General features: G+C 74.7%; 12 protein-coding genes. 7 read left to right on the top strand and 5 right to left on the bottom strand.

All coding sequences use genetic code 11. The annotated features are described in order from the left end of the window. Positions 1–72: 72 nt before the first annotated feature. Entirely contained in the window at positions 73–5,859 is a 5,787-nt protein-coding gene (locus FLV34_RS00890; protein ID WP_147942156.1) for a TIR domain-containing protein, read from the bottom strand. Between the two features lie 78 nt (positions 5,860–5,937). Between FLV34_RS00890 and FLV34_RS00885 the strand changes: the two genes are divergently transcribed. Then, positions 5,938–7,128 (top strand): SLC13 family permease, encoded by a 1,191-nt coding sequence (locus tag FLV34_RS00885; protein ID WP_142645113.1) that lies wholly within the window; start codon positions 5,938–5,940, stop codon positions 7,126–7,128. A gap of 27 nt (positions 7,129–7,155) precedes the next feature. Here FLV34_RS00885 and FLV34_RS00880 read toward each other — a convergent pair whose 3' ends face one another. Next, positions 7,156–7,548 (bottom strand): helix-turn-helix domain-containing protein, encoded by a 393-nt coding sequence (locus FLV34_RS00880; protein WP_240970792.1) that lies wholly within the window; start codon positions 7,546–7,548, stop codon positions 7,156–7,158. A gap of 107 nt (positions 7,549–7,655) precedes the next feature. Between FLV34_RS00880 and FLV34_RS00875 the strand changes: the two genes are divergently transcribed. The 6 genes from FLV34_RS00875 (at position 7,656) to FLV34_RS00850 (ending at position 13,062) form a co-directional block, all read left to right on the top strand. Beyond that, positions 7,656–8,501: an NAD(P)H-binding protein gene (locus tag FLV34_RS00875; protein ID WP_147942155.1), complete on the top strand. Its 846-nt coding sequence runs from the start codon at positions 7,656–7,658 to the stop codon at positions 8,499–8,501. A gap of 131 nt (positions 8,502–8,632) precedes the next feature. Further along, positions 8,633–9,244, top strand: a complete 612-nt coding sequence (locus FLV34_RS00870) for a biotin transporter BioY (protein WP_222709378.1) — start codon at positions 8,633–8,635, stop codon at positions 9,242–9,244. A gap of 7 nt (positions 9,245–9,251) precedes the next feature. Beyond that, positions 9,252–10,625, top strand: a complete 1,374-nt coding sequence (locus FLV34_RS00865) for an AMP-binding protein (RefSeq protein ID WP_147942153.1) — start codon at positions 9,252–9,254, stop codon at positions 10,623–10,625. Between the two features lie 14 nt (positions 10,626–10,639). Then, the gene (locus FLV34_RS00860; protein WP_147942152.1) at positions 10,640–11,785 is read left to right on the top strand and encodes a thiolase family protein; all 1,146 of its coding nucleotides are present in this window, start codon (positions 10,640–10,642) and stop codon (positions 11,783–11,785) included. After that, entirely contained in the window at positions 11,786–12,460 is a 675-nt protein-coding gene (locus FLV34_RS00855) for an energy-coupling factor ABC transporter ATP-binding protein (protein ID WP_142645118.1), read from the top strand. Continuing rightward, positions 12,457–13,062, top strand: coding sequence for an energy-coupling factor transporter transmembrane protein EcfT (locus FLV34_RS00850; protein ID WP_142645119.1), 606 nt, complete (start codon positions 12,457–12,459; stop codon positions 13,060–13,062). Before FLV34_RS00855 ends, FLV34_RS00850 begins: the two co-directional genes overlap by 4 nt. Before the next feature lie 118 nt (positions 13,063–13,180). Here the strand turns inward: FLV34_RS00850 and FLV34_RS00845 are convergent, their stop codons facing one another. Genes FLV34_RS00845 through FLV34_RS00835 form a run of 3 tightly spaced genes read right to left on the bottom strand, consistent with a single transcriptional unit; the run spans position 13,181 to position 15,683 of the window. Then, on the bottom strand, positions 13,181–14,023 hold the full coding sequence (locus FLV34_RS00845) for an inositol monophosphatase (RefSeq protein WP_147942151.1): 843 nt from the start codon (positions 14,021–14,023) through the stop codon (positions 13,181–13,183). Further along, positions 13,996–14,649, bottom strand: coding sequence for a hypothetical protein (locus FLV34_RS00840; RefSeq protein WP_147942150.1), 654 nt, complete (start codon positions 14,647–14,649; stop codon positions 13,996–13,998). Before FLV34_RS00840 ends, FLV34_RS00845 begins: the two co-directional genes overlap by 28 nt. Then, positions 14,646–15,683, bottom strand: a complete 1,038-nt coding sequence (locus FLV34_RS00835; protein WP_142645122.1) for a hypothetical protein — start codon at positions 15,681–15,683, stop codon at positions 14,646–14,648. Before FLV34_RS00835 ends, FLV34_RS00840 begins: the two co-directional genes overlap by 4 nt. Positions 15,684–15,803: the final 120 nt, after the last annotated feature.

Below are 15,803 nucleotides of genomic sequence, written 5' to 3'. Positions count from 1 at the left end.
GCCGAGCGCTGAGCCCGCCGCGTGTCCGGGCTGCGCACCGCCCGCGAGCGCCGAGCCCCCCGCCTGAGGCCGTCAGAACGGCTCGTCGAGGGCCAGCCGCCTGACCTCGGGCAGGTATTCGTCAAGCTCACCGGGCTCGAACCGGCACATGCCGATCACGTACCAGAACTGGCCCGTCACGTCGCCCTCCAGCTTGTACAGCCCGCCGGGCGAGAACGCGGCCCATCCCTCGGGCAGGCCGAGCAGGGTGGCGCGGCGTTCGCGCCGGGGGACGTCCCACAGGAGCACCACGCCGTCGTCGCCGGCGCTGGCGAGCAGGTCCCCGGAGGGATGGAACGCCACCGACCAGATCCGGCGGCCGTGACCGGAGAGGGTGCCGACGCGCGCGCCGGAGGCCGGGTCCCACAGGTGGACGCCGAGGTCGTCCCCGGCGGTGGCCAGCAGATCGCCCGATGGGCTGAAGGCGGCCGTCCACAGCCGCCCGCCGCCGGCGAGCACGTGCAGGCACTCGCCCGAGGCGACGTCCCACAGCCGGGCGGTGCCGTCGTTGCTCGCGCTCGCCAGCAGGTCGCCCGAGGGAGAGAAGGCCACCGCGTACACCCGGTCGTCGTGGCCGCTCAGCGTCGCCGCCCACTGGCCGGTCGGCGCGTCCCACAGCCGCACGTTGCGGTCGTCGCAGCCCGTGGCCACGAGCCTGCCGTCGGGGCTGAAGCCGATCGACCTGACCCTGCCCCGGTGCCCGGCGAGGTTGGCGACCTGCCGTCCGGAGGGGCGATACCACAGCCGCACGCTGTCGTCGTCGTTCGCGGTGGCCAGCAGCTGCCCGTCGGGGCTGAACGCCTCGGCCCACACGTGGTCGGTCTCCACGTTGAGCTCCCGCTCGTACGTGCCCGCCACCGGGTTCCACAGGTAGACGCCGCCGTCGTTGCTCGCGGTCGCCAGCAGCGGACCGGCCGGGCTGAAGACGGCCGACACCAGCCGGTCGGCCGTCCCGGTGAGCGAACGCAGGCGGCGGCCCGTGACCGGGTCCCACAGCCGTACGTAACCGTCGTTGCCGCACGCGGCGAGCATGCCGCCGTCGGTGGAGAAGCGCACCGAGGTGATGCGGCGGCCGTGGCCGCGCAGCGTCTGGACGCACTGCCCGGTGCGCGGGTCCCACAGGCGGGCGGTGCCGTCGTTGCTGGAGGTCGCGAGCTGCCGGCCGTCGGGGCGGAACGCGAACGGCCACACCGAGCCCCGGTGCCCGGTCAGCTCGGCCCGCACCTGGCCGGTGCGGTGGTCCCAGATCCGTACGACCCCGTCGCTGTCGCCGGTCGCAAGCAGCTCGCCGGTGGGGTCGAACAGGACCTGGTAGACGGCGCCACGGTGCCCGGGCAGGCTGCCGGCGGCCTCGCCCGTGGCCGGGTCCCACAGCCGTACGGCTCCCTCCGTGTCGCCGGAGGCGAGCAGCCGGCCTTGGGGGTGGAAGGCGAGGGAGTAGATCCGGCCGGGGTGACCGGTCAGCTCGTGCGTCGCGGCGCCGGTGCGGGGGTCCCAGACGCGCAGCACGCCCTGGCCGTCACCGGCGGCCAGGCGGGTGCCGTCGGGGCTGAGGGCCAGGCGATAGACGGCTCCGCTGTGGCCGTGCAGGTGGTGGCGCACCCGCCCGGTGGCGAGGTCCCACACGCGGATCGCCCCCGCGCTGTCGCCGGTCACCAGCAGTCCCGGCAGGAACACGGCGGTGTAGATCGGGGCGGTGTGGCCCGGCAGCTCCCACACGAGCTCGCCGGACGCCCAGACCCGCATGATCCCGTCCGCGCCGCCCGCCGCGATCAGGTCGCCCGAGGTGACCACGGGCCACACGCCCTCGGGATGGCCGCGCAGGACGTGCGCCGGCTCGCCCGTGGCCGGGTCCCACACCCGGACGGTGCCGTCGCTCGCGCCGGTCACCAGCCCGGCCTCGCCGTAGGCGACCTTGTAGACGCGGCCCCGGTGGCCCTGCAGCGTGCGCAGGGCGGACCCGGTGACGCTGTCGCAGACGAGGACGCCGCCGTCCTCTCCGCCCAGGGCGACCACGCCCCCGCCCGGGTCATAGGCGACCGGTTCGGGCAGGCGGCTGCTGTTGAAGTGATAGCCGTACGGCACGCCGACGACGGCGGGGGCCAGCTCGGCGCCGACCCTGCCACCGTCCGGGCCGCCGCCCGTGCCGCCGCCCGTGCCGCCGTCCGTGCCGGGGACGGCGGGCGCCACGGCCGCGCCGCGCAGCTCGGGCGCTCCCCTGGGGACGCCGGTGACGTCGATGAGCGCGGCACGGTCCCAGCGGCTGCCTTCGACGGCGACGTCCCGCAGGTCGGCGCGGGCGAACCGGGCCCGGGTGAGGTCGGCGCCGCGCAGGTCGGCGCCCACCAGCACGGCCTCGTCCAGGCGCGCCCCCGCGAGCCGGGCGTCCCTGAGCACGGCGTGGGACAGGTCGGCCCCGACGAGCCGGGTGTCGGTCAGGTCGGCGCCGGTGAGGTCGACGCCCTGCAGCTCGCGGTAGGACAGGTCTTCGCCGCTGAGCCGGGCCCCGCGCAGGTCGGTGGCGGCCGAGGTGCGCAGCCGGGTGGTCACCTTGATGGCGTTGGCCCGCGCGACGTCGCCGGCGCCGGGGGAGGCGAGCGTGCGGGCGGCCCAGGTCTGCAGCCGCGAGGCGTCGGCCAGGTCGCACAGGAAGTCGACGGCGAGCGCCGACAACGGCCGCAGGCCGAGCCCCGGCGCGTGGCCGCCGTCGAGCGACTCCGCCAGGTGCCGGGCCACCAGCCACTCCACGACCGAGGCGTGGATGAAGCCGAACAACCCCTCGTCCGTACGGACCAGCAGGCTGCCGGCTCCGACGGCGTGCGCGGCCTGCTCGGGCGTCAGCCGCGAGATCCCCTGCCCCGCAGAGGCCGCGCCGCCGTCCGTGCCGGCCGGGGCCGCCTGCGGTCCGTACGGCGCGCGGCCCTGCGGGTCGGCGGCCAGATCGGTGAGCGTGTCGGCGACCTCGGCCAGCTCCGCCGGGCGCAGGTAGGTCTCGCCGGTCTCCCACAGCCGCAGCGCGAGCGTGGTCGCGGCCCGCCACAGCTCCTCGCGGGTCAGCCCGCCGGGGGCCCCGGCGACGCCGCCCACGCGCTCCTCCTCGAAGGCCAGCCACGTGTCGAGGATCTCCTGGTAGAGACCGGCGGCGCTGATCGCCTCCCCGGCCTGGGCGACGGCGCGCAGCCGTTCCGCGGGCAGGTCGGCGATGAAGCTGAGCATGCGGGGGTTGTGCGCGAGGCCGAGCAGGTCGCCGATGCCGGTGAGCAGGGCCATGCGCTCGTCGGCCGCCTGCTGCGAGCCGTACCGGTTGAACAGGTAGGCGCGGATCTGTTCCTCGGTGAACTCCTCGATGCTGAGCACCCGCCGGTTGGGCAGCAGGCCGACCTTCTCCCCGAGGGCGGTCATCACCTGGCTGCGGGATTTGAAGTGCTGGGTGCGCCCGGCCACGACGATCTTCGCCTTGTCCTCCGCCGCGCGCAGCAGGGTGTCGAGGTGGTCGGCGGCCCGTTCGTACGTCACCCGGGTGACCAGCTCGTCGAAGCCGTCGAACAGCAGCACGATGCGGCCCTGGCGCAGCATGTAGTGGAATGCCTTGAGGTCGATCAGCTCCTCGCCGTGGTTGGCGAGGTGCGCCGCGACCAGCCCGGCGACCGAGTGCGCCTTGTCGAGGGCACGCAGCTCGATGAGGATCGGCGTGAGGTGCGGCAGCTCACCGGGGATGCGTCTGGCCACCTCGTGCAAGGAGAACGTCTTGCCCCGGCCGAAGTCGCCGAGCACGAGCACGAACCGCCCGTGGTCGGCCGCGAGCAGGTTCATCAGCTCGTCGGTCAGGTCGTCGCGCACCTCGCCGCCGGTGCGGTCGAGCTCCCTGAACCGCTGCGGCACGTACAGCTCGGGCGGATAACGGCGGTCGCCGCGCAGCCTGGCCGTCTGCCCGGCCACGTAGGACGACAGGTCGAGCAGGCCCTGAAACTCGGTGAAGCTGCGCAGCCGCAGGCCGCGCCGCATCGCGTCGTCGCGTAAGGCCCGCGACGGCTGCGGCCCCTGGTAGACCAGCTCGGCTGAGTGCTCCAGCCCCGCCGCGTGGACGTGACCGAGGAACGCCTCGACCCGGTCCTGGCTCAGCTCCCCGGCGTGCGCGCCGATCAGGACCTGGCGGACGAACCCGTCCTCGGGGTGGGTGACGAGCAGGCGCGGCGGGTCCCCCGCGACGCGGCGGATCTTGGCGCGTTCGAATCGGGTCTCGCAGACCTCGGCGATCCGGTCGAGCAGCAGGTCGGCCGGTCCGGCGGGCTCCTCCGGCTCCTGTGCCGGCGGCTCCGGGGCCGCCGCGGCGGGGGTCTGCGGCCGCCAGCCGCGCCAGCCGTACGGCAGGGCCTCGGCGTCGCCCAGCTCCGGCCGGTCCCTGGTCCACCGGCGCAGCCCCTGCGGCGTGATCTGGAGGATCTGGTGACGGCCGGGGGCGAGCGCGGGCACGCACGGCAGCCCCTCCAGCTCCCAGACCTCATCCGGCCCGCCGCGCCGGGCGTCGCGCCCGTGCACGAGCAGGTCGAGCCGGGAGCCGAGCAGCCGTTCCAGGGTGGCCGCGTCGCGCAGCCCGGGGCGCGGGGGATGGGCGACGGCGCCGATCCGCAGCCAGCCCTCGAACGGCCGCAGCCGCTCGGCGAACCACGCCGCCTGGGCCTCGCCGACGAAACCGTAGTCGTCCTCTTCGCGGTGGCTCATCGCGATCGTGGAGTTGATCCCGGCGACGACCGTGCGCAGCTCGGGCAGTTCGAACAGCGTCCACGGCTGGGCGCTGTCGAAGGCCGGGCCGTCGAGGCCCTGGTAGAGCTCGCCGAATAGCGTGGAGAAGTGCCGCCACTTGGGCCAGTAGGGCGGCTGCGGGCGCACGTCGTCGGCCTCGCAGGTCGCGAAGTAGGCCCGGCAGGCCGCCTTGGTGACGTCGCGCGGCCCGGGGACGACCACCAGCCGCCCGGGTTCGAGCCCCAGCAGCACGCGCAGCCCGGTGAGGAACGCGAGGGCCTGCTCGCACTCGCGGATGCTGCCCGACTCGGTGAGGTCGCCGGTGACCATCAGCAGGTCGGGTCGGGGCATCCCGGCGTCGGCGAGGCGGGTCAGGTCGGCCCACACGCTCGCCTGCAGCTCGCCCGCGTCGAGCGGCTCGTCGGCCTCGGCCAGGCCGCGTCCGAACCGGGGCCCGGCGACGTGCAGCACGGTCACCGAGGAGGCGCCGCCCGCGCGCTCGGCCGTGGGGAACGCGGGCTCGGCCGCCGGGGCGCGCCGGGGCCGGGGCACCCGTACGGCGGGGGGCTCGGGCTCGGCGGGCGGATGGAGGGCGCGCGCGCCCGGCCCCCCGGGGAACCGGGGCGGTTCGGCCGGCTTGGCCCGGCCGGCCAGCGCCTGCCTGATCCGGGTCAGCAGCAGCCGCCGCGCCTCGCCGGGGTCGGTCACGCCGAGCAGGTCGACCCAGGTGATCGTGGACAGCAGGCCGTCGAGCGAGACGTCCTCCAGCCGCACCGTCACGAGCTTGTTGGACGGGTTGTCCGGATCGGCGCGCAGGGCCGCCTGCCATTCGAGCCTGCCGTACCGGGAACCCAGGTAGTTGCGGGTGAGCACGGCGACGACCAGGTCGGCCTCGCTGACCCCGCGGTCCATGAAGTCGATGAAGTTGGTGCCCGGGACGAAGTCCCACGCCTGCAGCATCGTGCGGTAACCGGCGGCTTCGAGCTGCCAGGCGATCCACGTCGCCCACCGCTCGTCGGCGGGAGAGTAACTGACGAAGATCTCGGTCCGCGCGTCCCCCCGCCCCGTGTGCGTCATGGAGCCCAGTATCCCCGCTGCCCCCGACGGTTTGGAGGGGGTTCGATCATCCTCGGGCCGCCGATATAAGGTGTGCGCGTGGCGACCGGGCTGCGGCGATTGAGTGTTCTCGACTGGATCAGGTTCGGGCTGCTCGCCGCGGGCCTGGTCTTCGTGGCCACCGGCCTGCTGCCCGCGGAGGAGGCGAGGGCCAGCGTCGAACGCATCGCCCCGCTTCTGCTGTTCCTCGGCGCGGTGATCGTGCTGGCCGAGCTGACCAAGGAGGCGCAGGTCTTCGACGTCATCGCGACCCGCCTCGCGATCGTCGGCCGGGGGAGCTACGCCGCTCTCTTCTTTCTCTGCACGGCCTTCGCCTCGCTGGTCACGATCGTCTTGAACCTGGACACGACGGCCGTACTGCTGACGCCGGTCATGCTGGCCCTGGCGCCGCGCGCGAAGATCGCGCCGCTGCCGCTCGTGATGACCACGGTCTGGCTGGCCAACACCGCGAGCCTGCTGCTGCCGGTCTCCAACCTCACCAACCTGCTCGCGATGAACCGGGTGGCGCTGACCACGCAGGAGTTCGCCGCGCGCATGTGGGCGCCCCAGGCGGCGTCGATCGTGGTGACGATGGCGTTCCTTTGGGCGTTCTACTGGCGGCGCGGCGAGCGGGGCGAGGACCGTTACGTGGCGCCGCCCCCGGTGCCGGTGGCCGACCGGGTGCTGTTCGGCGTCGCGGGGGTGGCATGCCTGCTCTTCATCACCGCGATCCTCGCGGGCGTGGAGATCGGCGTGGCGGCCCTCGTCGCGGCGGTCGCGGTGGTCGCCGCCTTCGCCTGGCGCGACCGGGCCAAGCTCGTGTGGGGCCTGATCCCCTGGCGGCTGCTGGTCTTCGTCACCGGGCTCTTCCTCGTGGTCCCGACGCTCAGCCGCCTCGGCCTGGCCGACGTGATGCGCGCGCTCGTCGGCCTGGGCGGCGACGGGGACGGCGCCTACCGCGCGGCCGCCGCCGGAGCGGCGCTGTCCAACGTGCTCAACAACCTCCCGGCGTACGTCGCGGGCGAGCAGGTGATCCCCGCGGCCAACCACACGCAGCTGCTGTCGCTGCTCGCAGGCACCAACCTGGGCCCGGTGATCACGCCCTGGGGCTCGCTCGCGACGCTGCTGTGGTTCGAGTGGTGCCGTCGCGGAGACGTACGGGTGCCGCTGGCCAAGTTCGTCGCCACCGGTGCCGGCCTCGCCCTGACCGGCCTCGCCGCCACGGTGACCGTCCTGATCCTCACCGCCTGAGGCGTCACTGGGGCGGGTCCCGGCGGATCAGGCCCTCGCGTCGTCGTACTGTCGCCGTGCCCGTTCGACGCGCTCGAGGTTGGCCGCGCCCCACTCGGCGATCTGGGAGAACAGGGGCGAGAGGGTGCGGCCGAGCTCGCTGATCTCGTATTCCACGCGCGGCGGCACCTCGGGATGGTAGGTGCGGACGACCAGGCCGTCGCGTTCCAGCTGGCGCAGGCGCTGGGTGAGCACCTTGGGGGTGATGTTCTCTATCCGCCGCTCCAGCTCGACGAACCGCTGGCGGCCGAAGGCCTGGAGCGACCAGAGGATGGGCGAGGTCCACCGGCTGAACACGATGTCGACGACCGGGGAGATCGGGCAGGCCAGTTCGGGGTCGGCGGTGGCATCGGCCGCGGGCCGGTTCATCTCGATCGGCATGGCTCATACCCTCTGAGGTAGTCACTTTCCTCTAGGTACCTACTATACCGACGGTGTTAGCGTCGCCGTCATCGCGAGAAACCGCAGAGAAAGACGCAGGAGTCGACATGATCGTGGTGACGGGTGCGACCGGGAACGTCGGTCGTACGCTGGTGCGGGCCTTGGCGGAGGCAGGGGAGAGGCTGACGGCGGTGTCGAGGGGGACGGCCCCGGTGAACCTGCCGGGAGGGACCAGGCACGTCCGGGCCGACCTGGCCGCACCGGAGACCCTGCGGCCCGCCTTCGACGGTGCCGAGGCTCTGTTCCTGCACGACGGCGGCACGGGCGGCGTCGGGCTCGACCCGCGAGCCATCCTGGACGTGGCCGGGGCCGCCGGAGTCCGGCGGGTGGTGCTGCTCTCCTCGCAAGGCGTGGTGACCAGGCCGGAGTCGCAGTCGCACGGCGGTGTCATGCGGGCGGCCGAGGAGGCGGTGCGCGAGTCGGGCCTGGCCTGGACGATCCTGCGGCCCGGCGTCTTCGCGTCCAACGCCTACGCCTGGGCGGAGTCGGTACGGGCCGAGCGGACGGTCGCCGCGCCGTTCGGCGACGTCGGGATCCCCGTGATCGACCCGGCGGACATCGCGGAGGTCGCGGCCGTGGCCCTGCGCGGGGACGAACACGTGGGCCATGTCTACACGTTGAACGGGCCGGCGGCCGTCACACCCCGGCAGCAGGCGGAGGCGATCGGCGCGGCCCTCGGGGAGCCCGTGCGTTTCGAGGAGCTGACGCGGGCGGAGGCGCACGCGCTGATGTCCACGTTCATACCGGAGCCGGCCGTGGAGACCTCGCTGGCCGTGCTCGGCGAGCCCAACGCGGCCGAACTCCGGCTCAGCCCGGACGTCGAGCATGTGCTGGGCCGGGCGCCCCGCTCGTTCGCCGAGTGGGCCCGCGGCAACGTCGACGCCTTCCGGTGAACCGTGACACGGCCGCCCCGGCGCTCCGGGCGCGGGTGGCCGGCGGCTATGGAGGGTGCTGAGAACGACACGGCGAAAAGTTGTCGGAATCCTCATTCGCCGCACGGAGGGTCTTGGTATGGGATCGATCCGTGACAGATGAACAGAGTCCGCGTGGGCGGCGCTTCCCCACGGCCGACATCGCCAGGGTCAGCGTCTTCGCCGCGCTGATCGCCGTGCTCGGCATGCCGGGCGCGCTGAACATCTTCGGCGACGCGGTGCCGATCACGTTGCAGACGCTCGGCGTCATGCTCGCCGGGGCGATCCTCGGCACGTGGCGGTCCGCCCTCGCCATCGTGGTCCTGCTCGTGCTGGTCGCCGCGGGGCTGCCCCTGCTGGCCGGCGGACGCGGCGGGCTCGGCGTCTTCACCGGGCCTTCGGCCGGCTTCCTGATCGGCTGGCTTCCCGGCGCGGCCGTGACCGGTTGGATCGTCGAACGCGGCGGGCGCACGCCGTCCACGGTGCGGCTGGTGGCCGCCTGCCTGGCCGGCGGCGTCGGCGTGGTCTACCTGTTCGGCATCCCCGTGCAGGCCCTGGTCACCGGGCTGTCCCTGGGCAAGACGGCGCTGCTCAGCGCCGTCTTCCTGCCCGGCGACGTGGCCAAGGCGGTGCTCGCGTCGATCGTGGCGCGGGGCACCCAGCGGGCCTACCCCGACGCGGTTCCCGCGGTGCACCGCGAGCGGCTGCGGGCGGGCGGGCGGTGACGCGCCCGTGCCGGTAGCCGCCCAGGTCCTGCGGCACGCCTCCACCACCCCCGGCCGGATCGCGGTGTCCGGCCCGGGCGGCGACCTCGGCTACGCCGAGCTCGCCGCCCGGGCCGGTCGTGCCGCCCGCGCCCTGGCCGGCCAGGGTGTCGGGCGCGGCGCGCTCGTCGCGGTCGCCCAGGCCGACCCGGTGGCCCTGCTCGTCGCCGTGCTCGCCGCCGACCTGGTGGGAGCCACGCCGCTGCTGTGCGACCCCGCCTGGAGCGAGGAACGGCGGGCGCAGGTCATGGCCGCGGTGCCGGTCGCCGCCCGCTTCGACGACCCCCTGCCGGAGGTGGACGGCCCGCCCGTGGAGCACCGCCCCGCGCCGGACGACCTCACCTGGGCCTGCTTCAGCTCCGGCAGCACCGGCAGGCCCCGCGCCGTGGTGCGCGGCCGGGCCTCGTGGACCGTGTCGTTCGCCCACCTGGACGCGCTGATCGGGATCGGCCCGGACGACGTCGTGCTGATCCCCGGCCCGCTGGTCTCCTCCCTGTACGGCTTCGCCGCCGTGCACACGCTGGCCGCGGGAGCGACGGCCGTGGTGCCCGGCCGATGGGCGCCCGGCGGGCTGGCTGAGCAGATGCGGAGGGCCACCGCGGTCCACGTGGTGCCCCATCGCCTGCCTGCCGTACTGGACGCCCTGGAGGCGGCCGGAGGCCCGCTGCGTACCGCCGTGGTCGGAGGGGCCGCCCTCGACGCCGCCGCCAGGACCCGGGCGGTGGAGGCCGGAGTGCGTGTGGTGTCCTATTACGGCGCGACCGAGCTGTCGTTCGTCGCCGTGGACGCCGACGGCTCCGGGCTGCGGCCGTTCCCCGGCGTGGAGATCGACGTCAGGGTGCCGCCCGGACAGGCTCTGGGCGAGGTGTGGGTGCGCTCCCCGTGGCTCTGCGAGGGTTACCTGGCCGGTGCGACCGGCCCTCTGCGGAGTGACGACGGCGGCTGGATGACCGTCGGCGACCTCGCGGAGCCGCACCGGCCCGGTGAGATCCTGCGGCTGCGCGGGCGGGGCGACGGCGCGATCCAGACCGGCGGCGCCACGGTGGTGCCGGAGGACGTCGAGGAGGTGCTGAGGAAGGTGCCGGGAGTGGACGACGTGGTCGTGGTCGGCACGCCGCACCTTTACTTGGGCGCCGTGGTCACCGCGGTCGTCGAGGGCGACGACGTGGCGAGGGACGCACTGGAGGCGGCGGCGCGGGCCGAGCTCGACCCGGCGCAGCGGCCCCGGCGCTGGTATGCCGCCGCGTCCCTGCCCCGGACTCCCGCGGGCAAGCCGGCCCGCGGCCTCCTCGCCACCCGTCTGGCGGCCGGCGGCGCCCCCGGCCTGAGGCGGCTCACCTGACGTGGACGAGTGACATGGACGAGCACGCGGCCGTCGTGGCGGCCCGCCGCACCCCCATCGGCACCGCCGGGCACGCGTTCCGGGGCCTGACGGCAGAGCGGCTCGCCGCGCCCGTCATCGAGACGGTCGCCCGCGACGTGGCGCACCTCGGCGTCCCCGTGGACGACGTGGTGCTGGGCAACTGCACCGGACCCGGAGGCAACCTCGCCCGCGTCTGCGCGCTGGCCGCCGGGATGGGGCACGAGGTGCCCGGCGTCACCGTCGACCGGCAGTGCGGCAGCGGCCTCGCCGCGATCCTGCTGGCCGCCCAGGCGGTGCGCTGCGGCGACGCGGACCTGGTCGTCGCCGGGGGCGTCGAGAGCGCCTCCACCGCGCCGCTGCGGGTTCACCGGCGGGAGGGCGAGCCGGGCGTGCCGTACGAGCGGGCGCCGTTCGCCCCGGGGGGGCACCCCGACCCGGACATGGGCCCGGCCGCCGAGGCGCTCGCCGCCGCGCGCGGCGTCACCAGGGAACGCCAGGACGCGTACGCCTGCCGGAGCCACGCGCGGGCGCTGGCCGCGCGGGAGGCCGGGCGCTTCGCCCGCGAGATCGTCCCGATCGGCGGGCGCGCGGACGACCAGCGCCCGCGCGTGCTGCGGCCGGAGTCGCTGGCCCGGCTGCCCGCCGCGTTCGTGCCGGGGGGCACGGTGACGGCCGGCAACTCCTCCCCGGTGAGCGACGGCGCCGCGGCCGTCGCGGTCGTGCCCGAGCGGCTGCGCGCCGCGGCCGGACTGCCCGGCCTGCGGCTGCTGGCGGGCGCCGTCGCCGGCTGCGACCCCGAGCTGCCCGGGTGGGGCCCCGTGCCCGCCGTACGGCGAGTGCTGCGGCGGACCGGAACGGACCTGGAGAGGGTGGCGGCGGTGGAGGTCGTGGAGGCGTTCGCGGCGCAGGTGCTCGCGGTCACCGACGCGCTCGGCCTCGATCCCCTGGGGTCCGACTCCGAGCGGGTGTGCGCCGACGGCGGCGCGCTCGCCCTCGGTCACCCCTGGGGCGCGAGCGGAGCGGTGGTGGTGACCCGGTTGTTCAGCAGGCTTGTGGGAGCGCCGCCGGGGACCCTGGGTCTCGCGGCGGTCGCGGTCGGCGGCGGTCTCGGCATCGCCGCCCTGTTCGAGGTGGTGTGAGTGATCCGGCTGGAGGACGTCCATGTGCGCCTGGGGCAGCGCGAGGTGCTGCGCGGTGTCACGGCCTCGCTGACCGAGCGCCGTGTGGGCGTGGTCGGGGCGAACGGCTCGGGCAAGAGCACGCTCGCCCGCCTCGTCAACGGTCTGGTCCTGCCGACCTCGGGCACGGTCACGGTGTCCGGGCTCGACACCCGCCGTCACGCGGCCCGCATCAGGCGCGGCGTGGGGTTCCTGTTCACCGACCCGGACGCCCAGATCGTGATGCCCACGGTGGCCGAGGACGTGGCCTTCTCGCTGCGCCGCAAGGGCCTGACGCGCGAGGAGGTCGAGCGCCGGGTGCGGGAGATCCTGGAGAGGTACGGCCTGGGGGAGCACGCCGACCACCCCGCGCATCACCTGTCCGGCGGCCAGAAGCAGCTGCTGGCCCTCTGCTCGGTGCTGGTGCTCGAACCGGAGATCCTGGTCATGGACGAGCCGACCACGCTGCTCGACCTGCGCCACTCCAGGCAGGTCGCCGCGCTGCTGCGGACGCTTCCGCAGCAGGTGGTCGTGGTGACCCACGATCTTCCGCTGCTGGAGGACTTCGACCGCGTGCTCGTGATCGACGAGGGGCGGATCGTCGCCGACGCCGAGCCCGCCGCCGCGATCGGTCACTACCGGAAGATGATGGCGTGAGGGGGCTCACCGGCGCCTACGTCCACGGCGATTCGCTCCTGCACCGGCTGCCCGCCGGGGCCAAGCTCGCCGGGCTCGCCGTGTCCTGCACGGCGCTCCTGCTGCTGCGCGGGCCCGCGGCGCTCGCGGGGGCCGCGGCCGTCGTCGTGCTCCTGTACGTCGTCTCCGGGGTCGGGCCCGCCGCGGCCTGGGCGCAGGTGCGGCCCGTCCGCTGGTTCGCCGTGGCCCTGTTCGGCGTGCAGCTCGTGTTCGCCGACCTGCCCACCGCGGCGTCCTCGACGCTCCGCGTCGTGCTCGCCATCGCCCTGGCCGGGCTGGTCACGCTCACGACGCGCACCGGCGCAGTCATGGCCGCCCTGGAGCGCTGCCTCGCCCCCGCCAGGCTCGTCGGCCTCGATCCGTTCCGCCTGTCGCTGCTGCTGTCGCTCACGCTGCGGAGCGTGCCCGTGATCGCGGATCTGGTCACCCGGGTGCGGGAGGCCCAGCGCGCCAGAGGGGTCGAGCGCAGCCCACGCGCCTTCGCCGTACCGCTGGTGGTGGGCGCCCTGCGGCACGCCGACGCGCTGGGGGAGGCGCTCGCCGCGCGCGGTCTCGACGACTGAAGAGCCTCGACGGCTTTCCCGGGCCTGCTGCGGGTCCATGCGGGGCGATGGCGGGTCAGAGCACGGCGGTGGCGGGCCAGAGCACGGCGGTCAGAGCACGGCGGTCAGAGCAGGGTGGTCAGAGCGGCGGCAGGGCGGGGGCCAGGCGGCGGGCCTCGGCGACCAGGTCGAGCAGGTCTCCGACGAGGCCGGGCGGCGCGGCCACGAAGCTGCGGTCCTCGGCCGGGCCCTCCGCGGACGCCTCGAAAGGTCCGCCGTCGAGCCCCACGATCTCCAGACCGGCCTCCCGCGCGATCAGGGCCCCGGCGGGCAGGTCGAGTCCTTCCGCGCGGTAGCCGATCATGCCGTCGATGTCGCCTCGCGCGAGCATGGCCCAGCACAGCAGCGGCGCCCAGAGCTGGAGCACCCGCCGGGCGCGGGCGTCCATCGTCATCTTCAGCGACCGCGCCGCCGGATCCAGCCGGGAGACCCCGTGGCCCTGCGTCCAGGCGAGCACCGGCCCGTGCCGGAGGTCGCGCCGCGGCGGCCCGGTCAGCGGCCCCGCCGGCCCACGGGCCCCCGCGCCGCTGACCGCCGACCAGGTGCGGCCGGAGAGCGGCTCGTGGACCACCCCGAGCACCGGGCGGCCGTCCGCGCACAACGCCAGGCCCACGACGTACGCGGGAAGGCCGATCGCCACGTTGTTCGTGCCGTCGAGCGGATCGACCAGCCAGGTCCATCCGCCCTGCGGGCGATCACCGCCGTGGACGCCCGACTCCTCGGCCACGATCCGATGGGAGGGGAACTCCGCCCGGATGCGGTCGAGGATCAGCTTCTCGGCGGCGACGTCGAGGTCGGTCACGACGTCGCCCGACCCGCCCTTGTCGTGGACGGCGACCGCCCCCGGCGCGCTCTCGCGCAGCACTGATCCGGCGGCCAGGGCCGCCTCGACGGCTACCCGCCTGGCGTGTTCGAGGTCCACAGGCTCCTCCTGGCCAGCTCGGCGGCACGTGCGGTCTCCGCGTCGTCGAGGCGTTCCCGACTGACGTGGTGGAGCGGCGTGGCGAGCGGCCCGAGCGACAGGTCGTTCAGCCCCGGACGGCCACGGCCGAGCGCCACGGTGGCGGCCTCGCCGTCCTCGGGGATGACACTGCTGTGGAAGGCGCCCGCGACGAGCGGGTAGGTGTCCCCGGCGCCGAACAGCTCGGCACGTCCCGGGGCGTACGCCACGGTCCTCGGGGTGGGGCGGATGACGTCGCCCGACGAGGTGCTGACGACCTCGAAGACGCGGTGGGTGGGGGAACGGGTGGTGTCGGTCACCACGGCGTGGACGTTGCGCACCTGGCCGTACAGGACATAGCTGGTCAGGTCCCAGCTGTGGCAGTGGACCTGTGAGGTGGTGCTGCGGGCGCGCCGGGCGGCCGCGGTCCACACGTGCACGCACGCCCCGAGCTCTCCCTCGCGGACCAGCGGCAGGCAGAGGAATCCCAGCGGATGCCGCACCCCCCGCACCCCCGAGCCGCCCTCCGCGATCTCGCCGAGCACGCCGAGGGCCCACTCGCGGGCGCTCCCGCCGGCGAGCACGTCGAACACGTCCCCATATCTCATGGCGCGTACGGATCCTTGGCGCGCAGGGCCTTGCGGGTGACCTCGACCACGTCGCGGTCGATGAACGACTTGGGCAGGGGGAGATCGACGCGTTCGAACAGCCTGCGGACCTCCTCGACGGTCGGCTCGTCGCTCAGCGGCACCGACCGGTAGCGGTCGATCGCCACGCGGCGGGCCTGTTCGAAGCTCGTGCGCAGCTCGGTGCCGCAGCTCTCGTAGAAGAACGAGCCGCTGAAGGCGATGATGGCCCGGTTGGGGTCCTCGGACGTCATGATCAGGGCGCGGCCCGACATGTCCCAGCGGAAGGTCGTCATGACCGGCGAGAGCCCCACCGCGATGTCGAGCAGGCCGTACCGCTGGCGATACCAGAACGCGGCCAGGACGCTCGCGTACGACTCCTTCCTGGCCCGGTCGGTCGTCCACACCTCACCGGTGCCGTCCGGACGGTCCGACAGCGACCTACGGTAGTGCGCGTAGCTCTCGCACACCGCCTCGTCCGTCGGGTCGATGATCTCCAGACGCACCGTGAGGTGCCGCTTCTCGCGCCGCGCGGCGGCCACGCACTCGGGCAGCGTGACCGCCCGCATGTAGGTGCCGGTGCCGCCCTTGAACGTCCAGCGGTCGGTGCCCCGGCGGGCGTCCGCGTGCGCCTGCGCGATCTCGTGCTGACTGACCAGGACGCGGATGACCGACATGTCCTGCAGGGCCCTGCGGGTGCCCGCGACCAGGTCCTCCAGCTCGTCGAGGCGGTCGAGGCGCTCGGGCAGCCGCGCGAGGACGCCGGAGGTCGCGTGCATGGCCTCCTCGACGGGCTCCTGCCGGACCCGGTCGCGCAGCAGTGCGGTCGCGACGAGGGCCAGGACGACCAGGGTGGTGCCGCTGACGAGTTGAGTCCTCACGTTGAGGGGGATCATCTCGTCGGGCAGCACGCCGAGCACGCCCACCACGACGGCCAGCACGAGTGCGATGGCCCCGTCGACGTTCTTGGCCGCCCATGCGAGTGACCGGCCGACGGCACTCCGTAACCCCGCCATAGGTCAGCCCCGCCATCCCGTCAGTGTCGGCCCCCGACTCGAATCGTAACGACAGGGTCATGGTCCGGCAAAGGGTCGGCCTGCCCGGGCGCGGCGGCGCGGAGGCGAGGGGCGGAGCCG

Source organism: Microbispora sp. CSR-4, assembly GCF_008033685.1.
In the GTDB taxonomy this organism is placed as follows: Bacteria; Actinomycetota; Actinomycetes; order Streptosporangiales; family Streptosporangiaceae; genus Microbispora.
This window is presented reverse-complemented; position numbering and strand designations above follow the sequence as displayed.

What these genes read in the sequence shown, in the direction of transcription:
- FLV34_RS00890 (WP_147942156.1), bottom strand. Translation starts at nt 5,859, where the DNA reads ATGACGCACACGGGGCGGGGGGACGCGCGGACCGAGATCTTCGTCAGT.
- FLV34_RS00880 (WP_240970792.1), bottom strand. Translation starts at nt 7,548, where the DNA reads ATGCCGATCGAGATGAACCGGCCCGCGGCCGATGCCACCGCCGACCCC.
- FLV34_RS00875 (WP_147942155.1), top strand. Translation starts at nt 7,656, where the DNA reads ATGATCGTGGTGACGGGTGCGACCGGGAACGTCGGTCGTACGCTGGTG.
- FLV34_RS00860 (WP_147942152.1), top strand. Translation starts at nt 10,640, where the DNA reads ATGGACGAGCACGCGGCCGTCGTGGCGGCCCGCCGCACCCCCATCGGC.
- FLV34_RS00840 (WP_147942150.1), bottom strand. Translation starts at nt 14,649, where the DNA reads ATGAGATATGGGGACGTGTTCGACGTGCTCGCCGGCGGGAGCGCCCGC.
- FLV34_RS00835 (WP_142645122.1), bottom strand. Translation starts at nt 15,683, where the DNA reads ATGGCGGGGTTACGGAGTGCCGTCGGCCGGTCACTCGCATGGGCGGCC.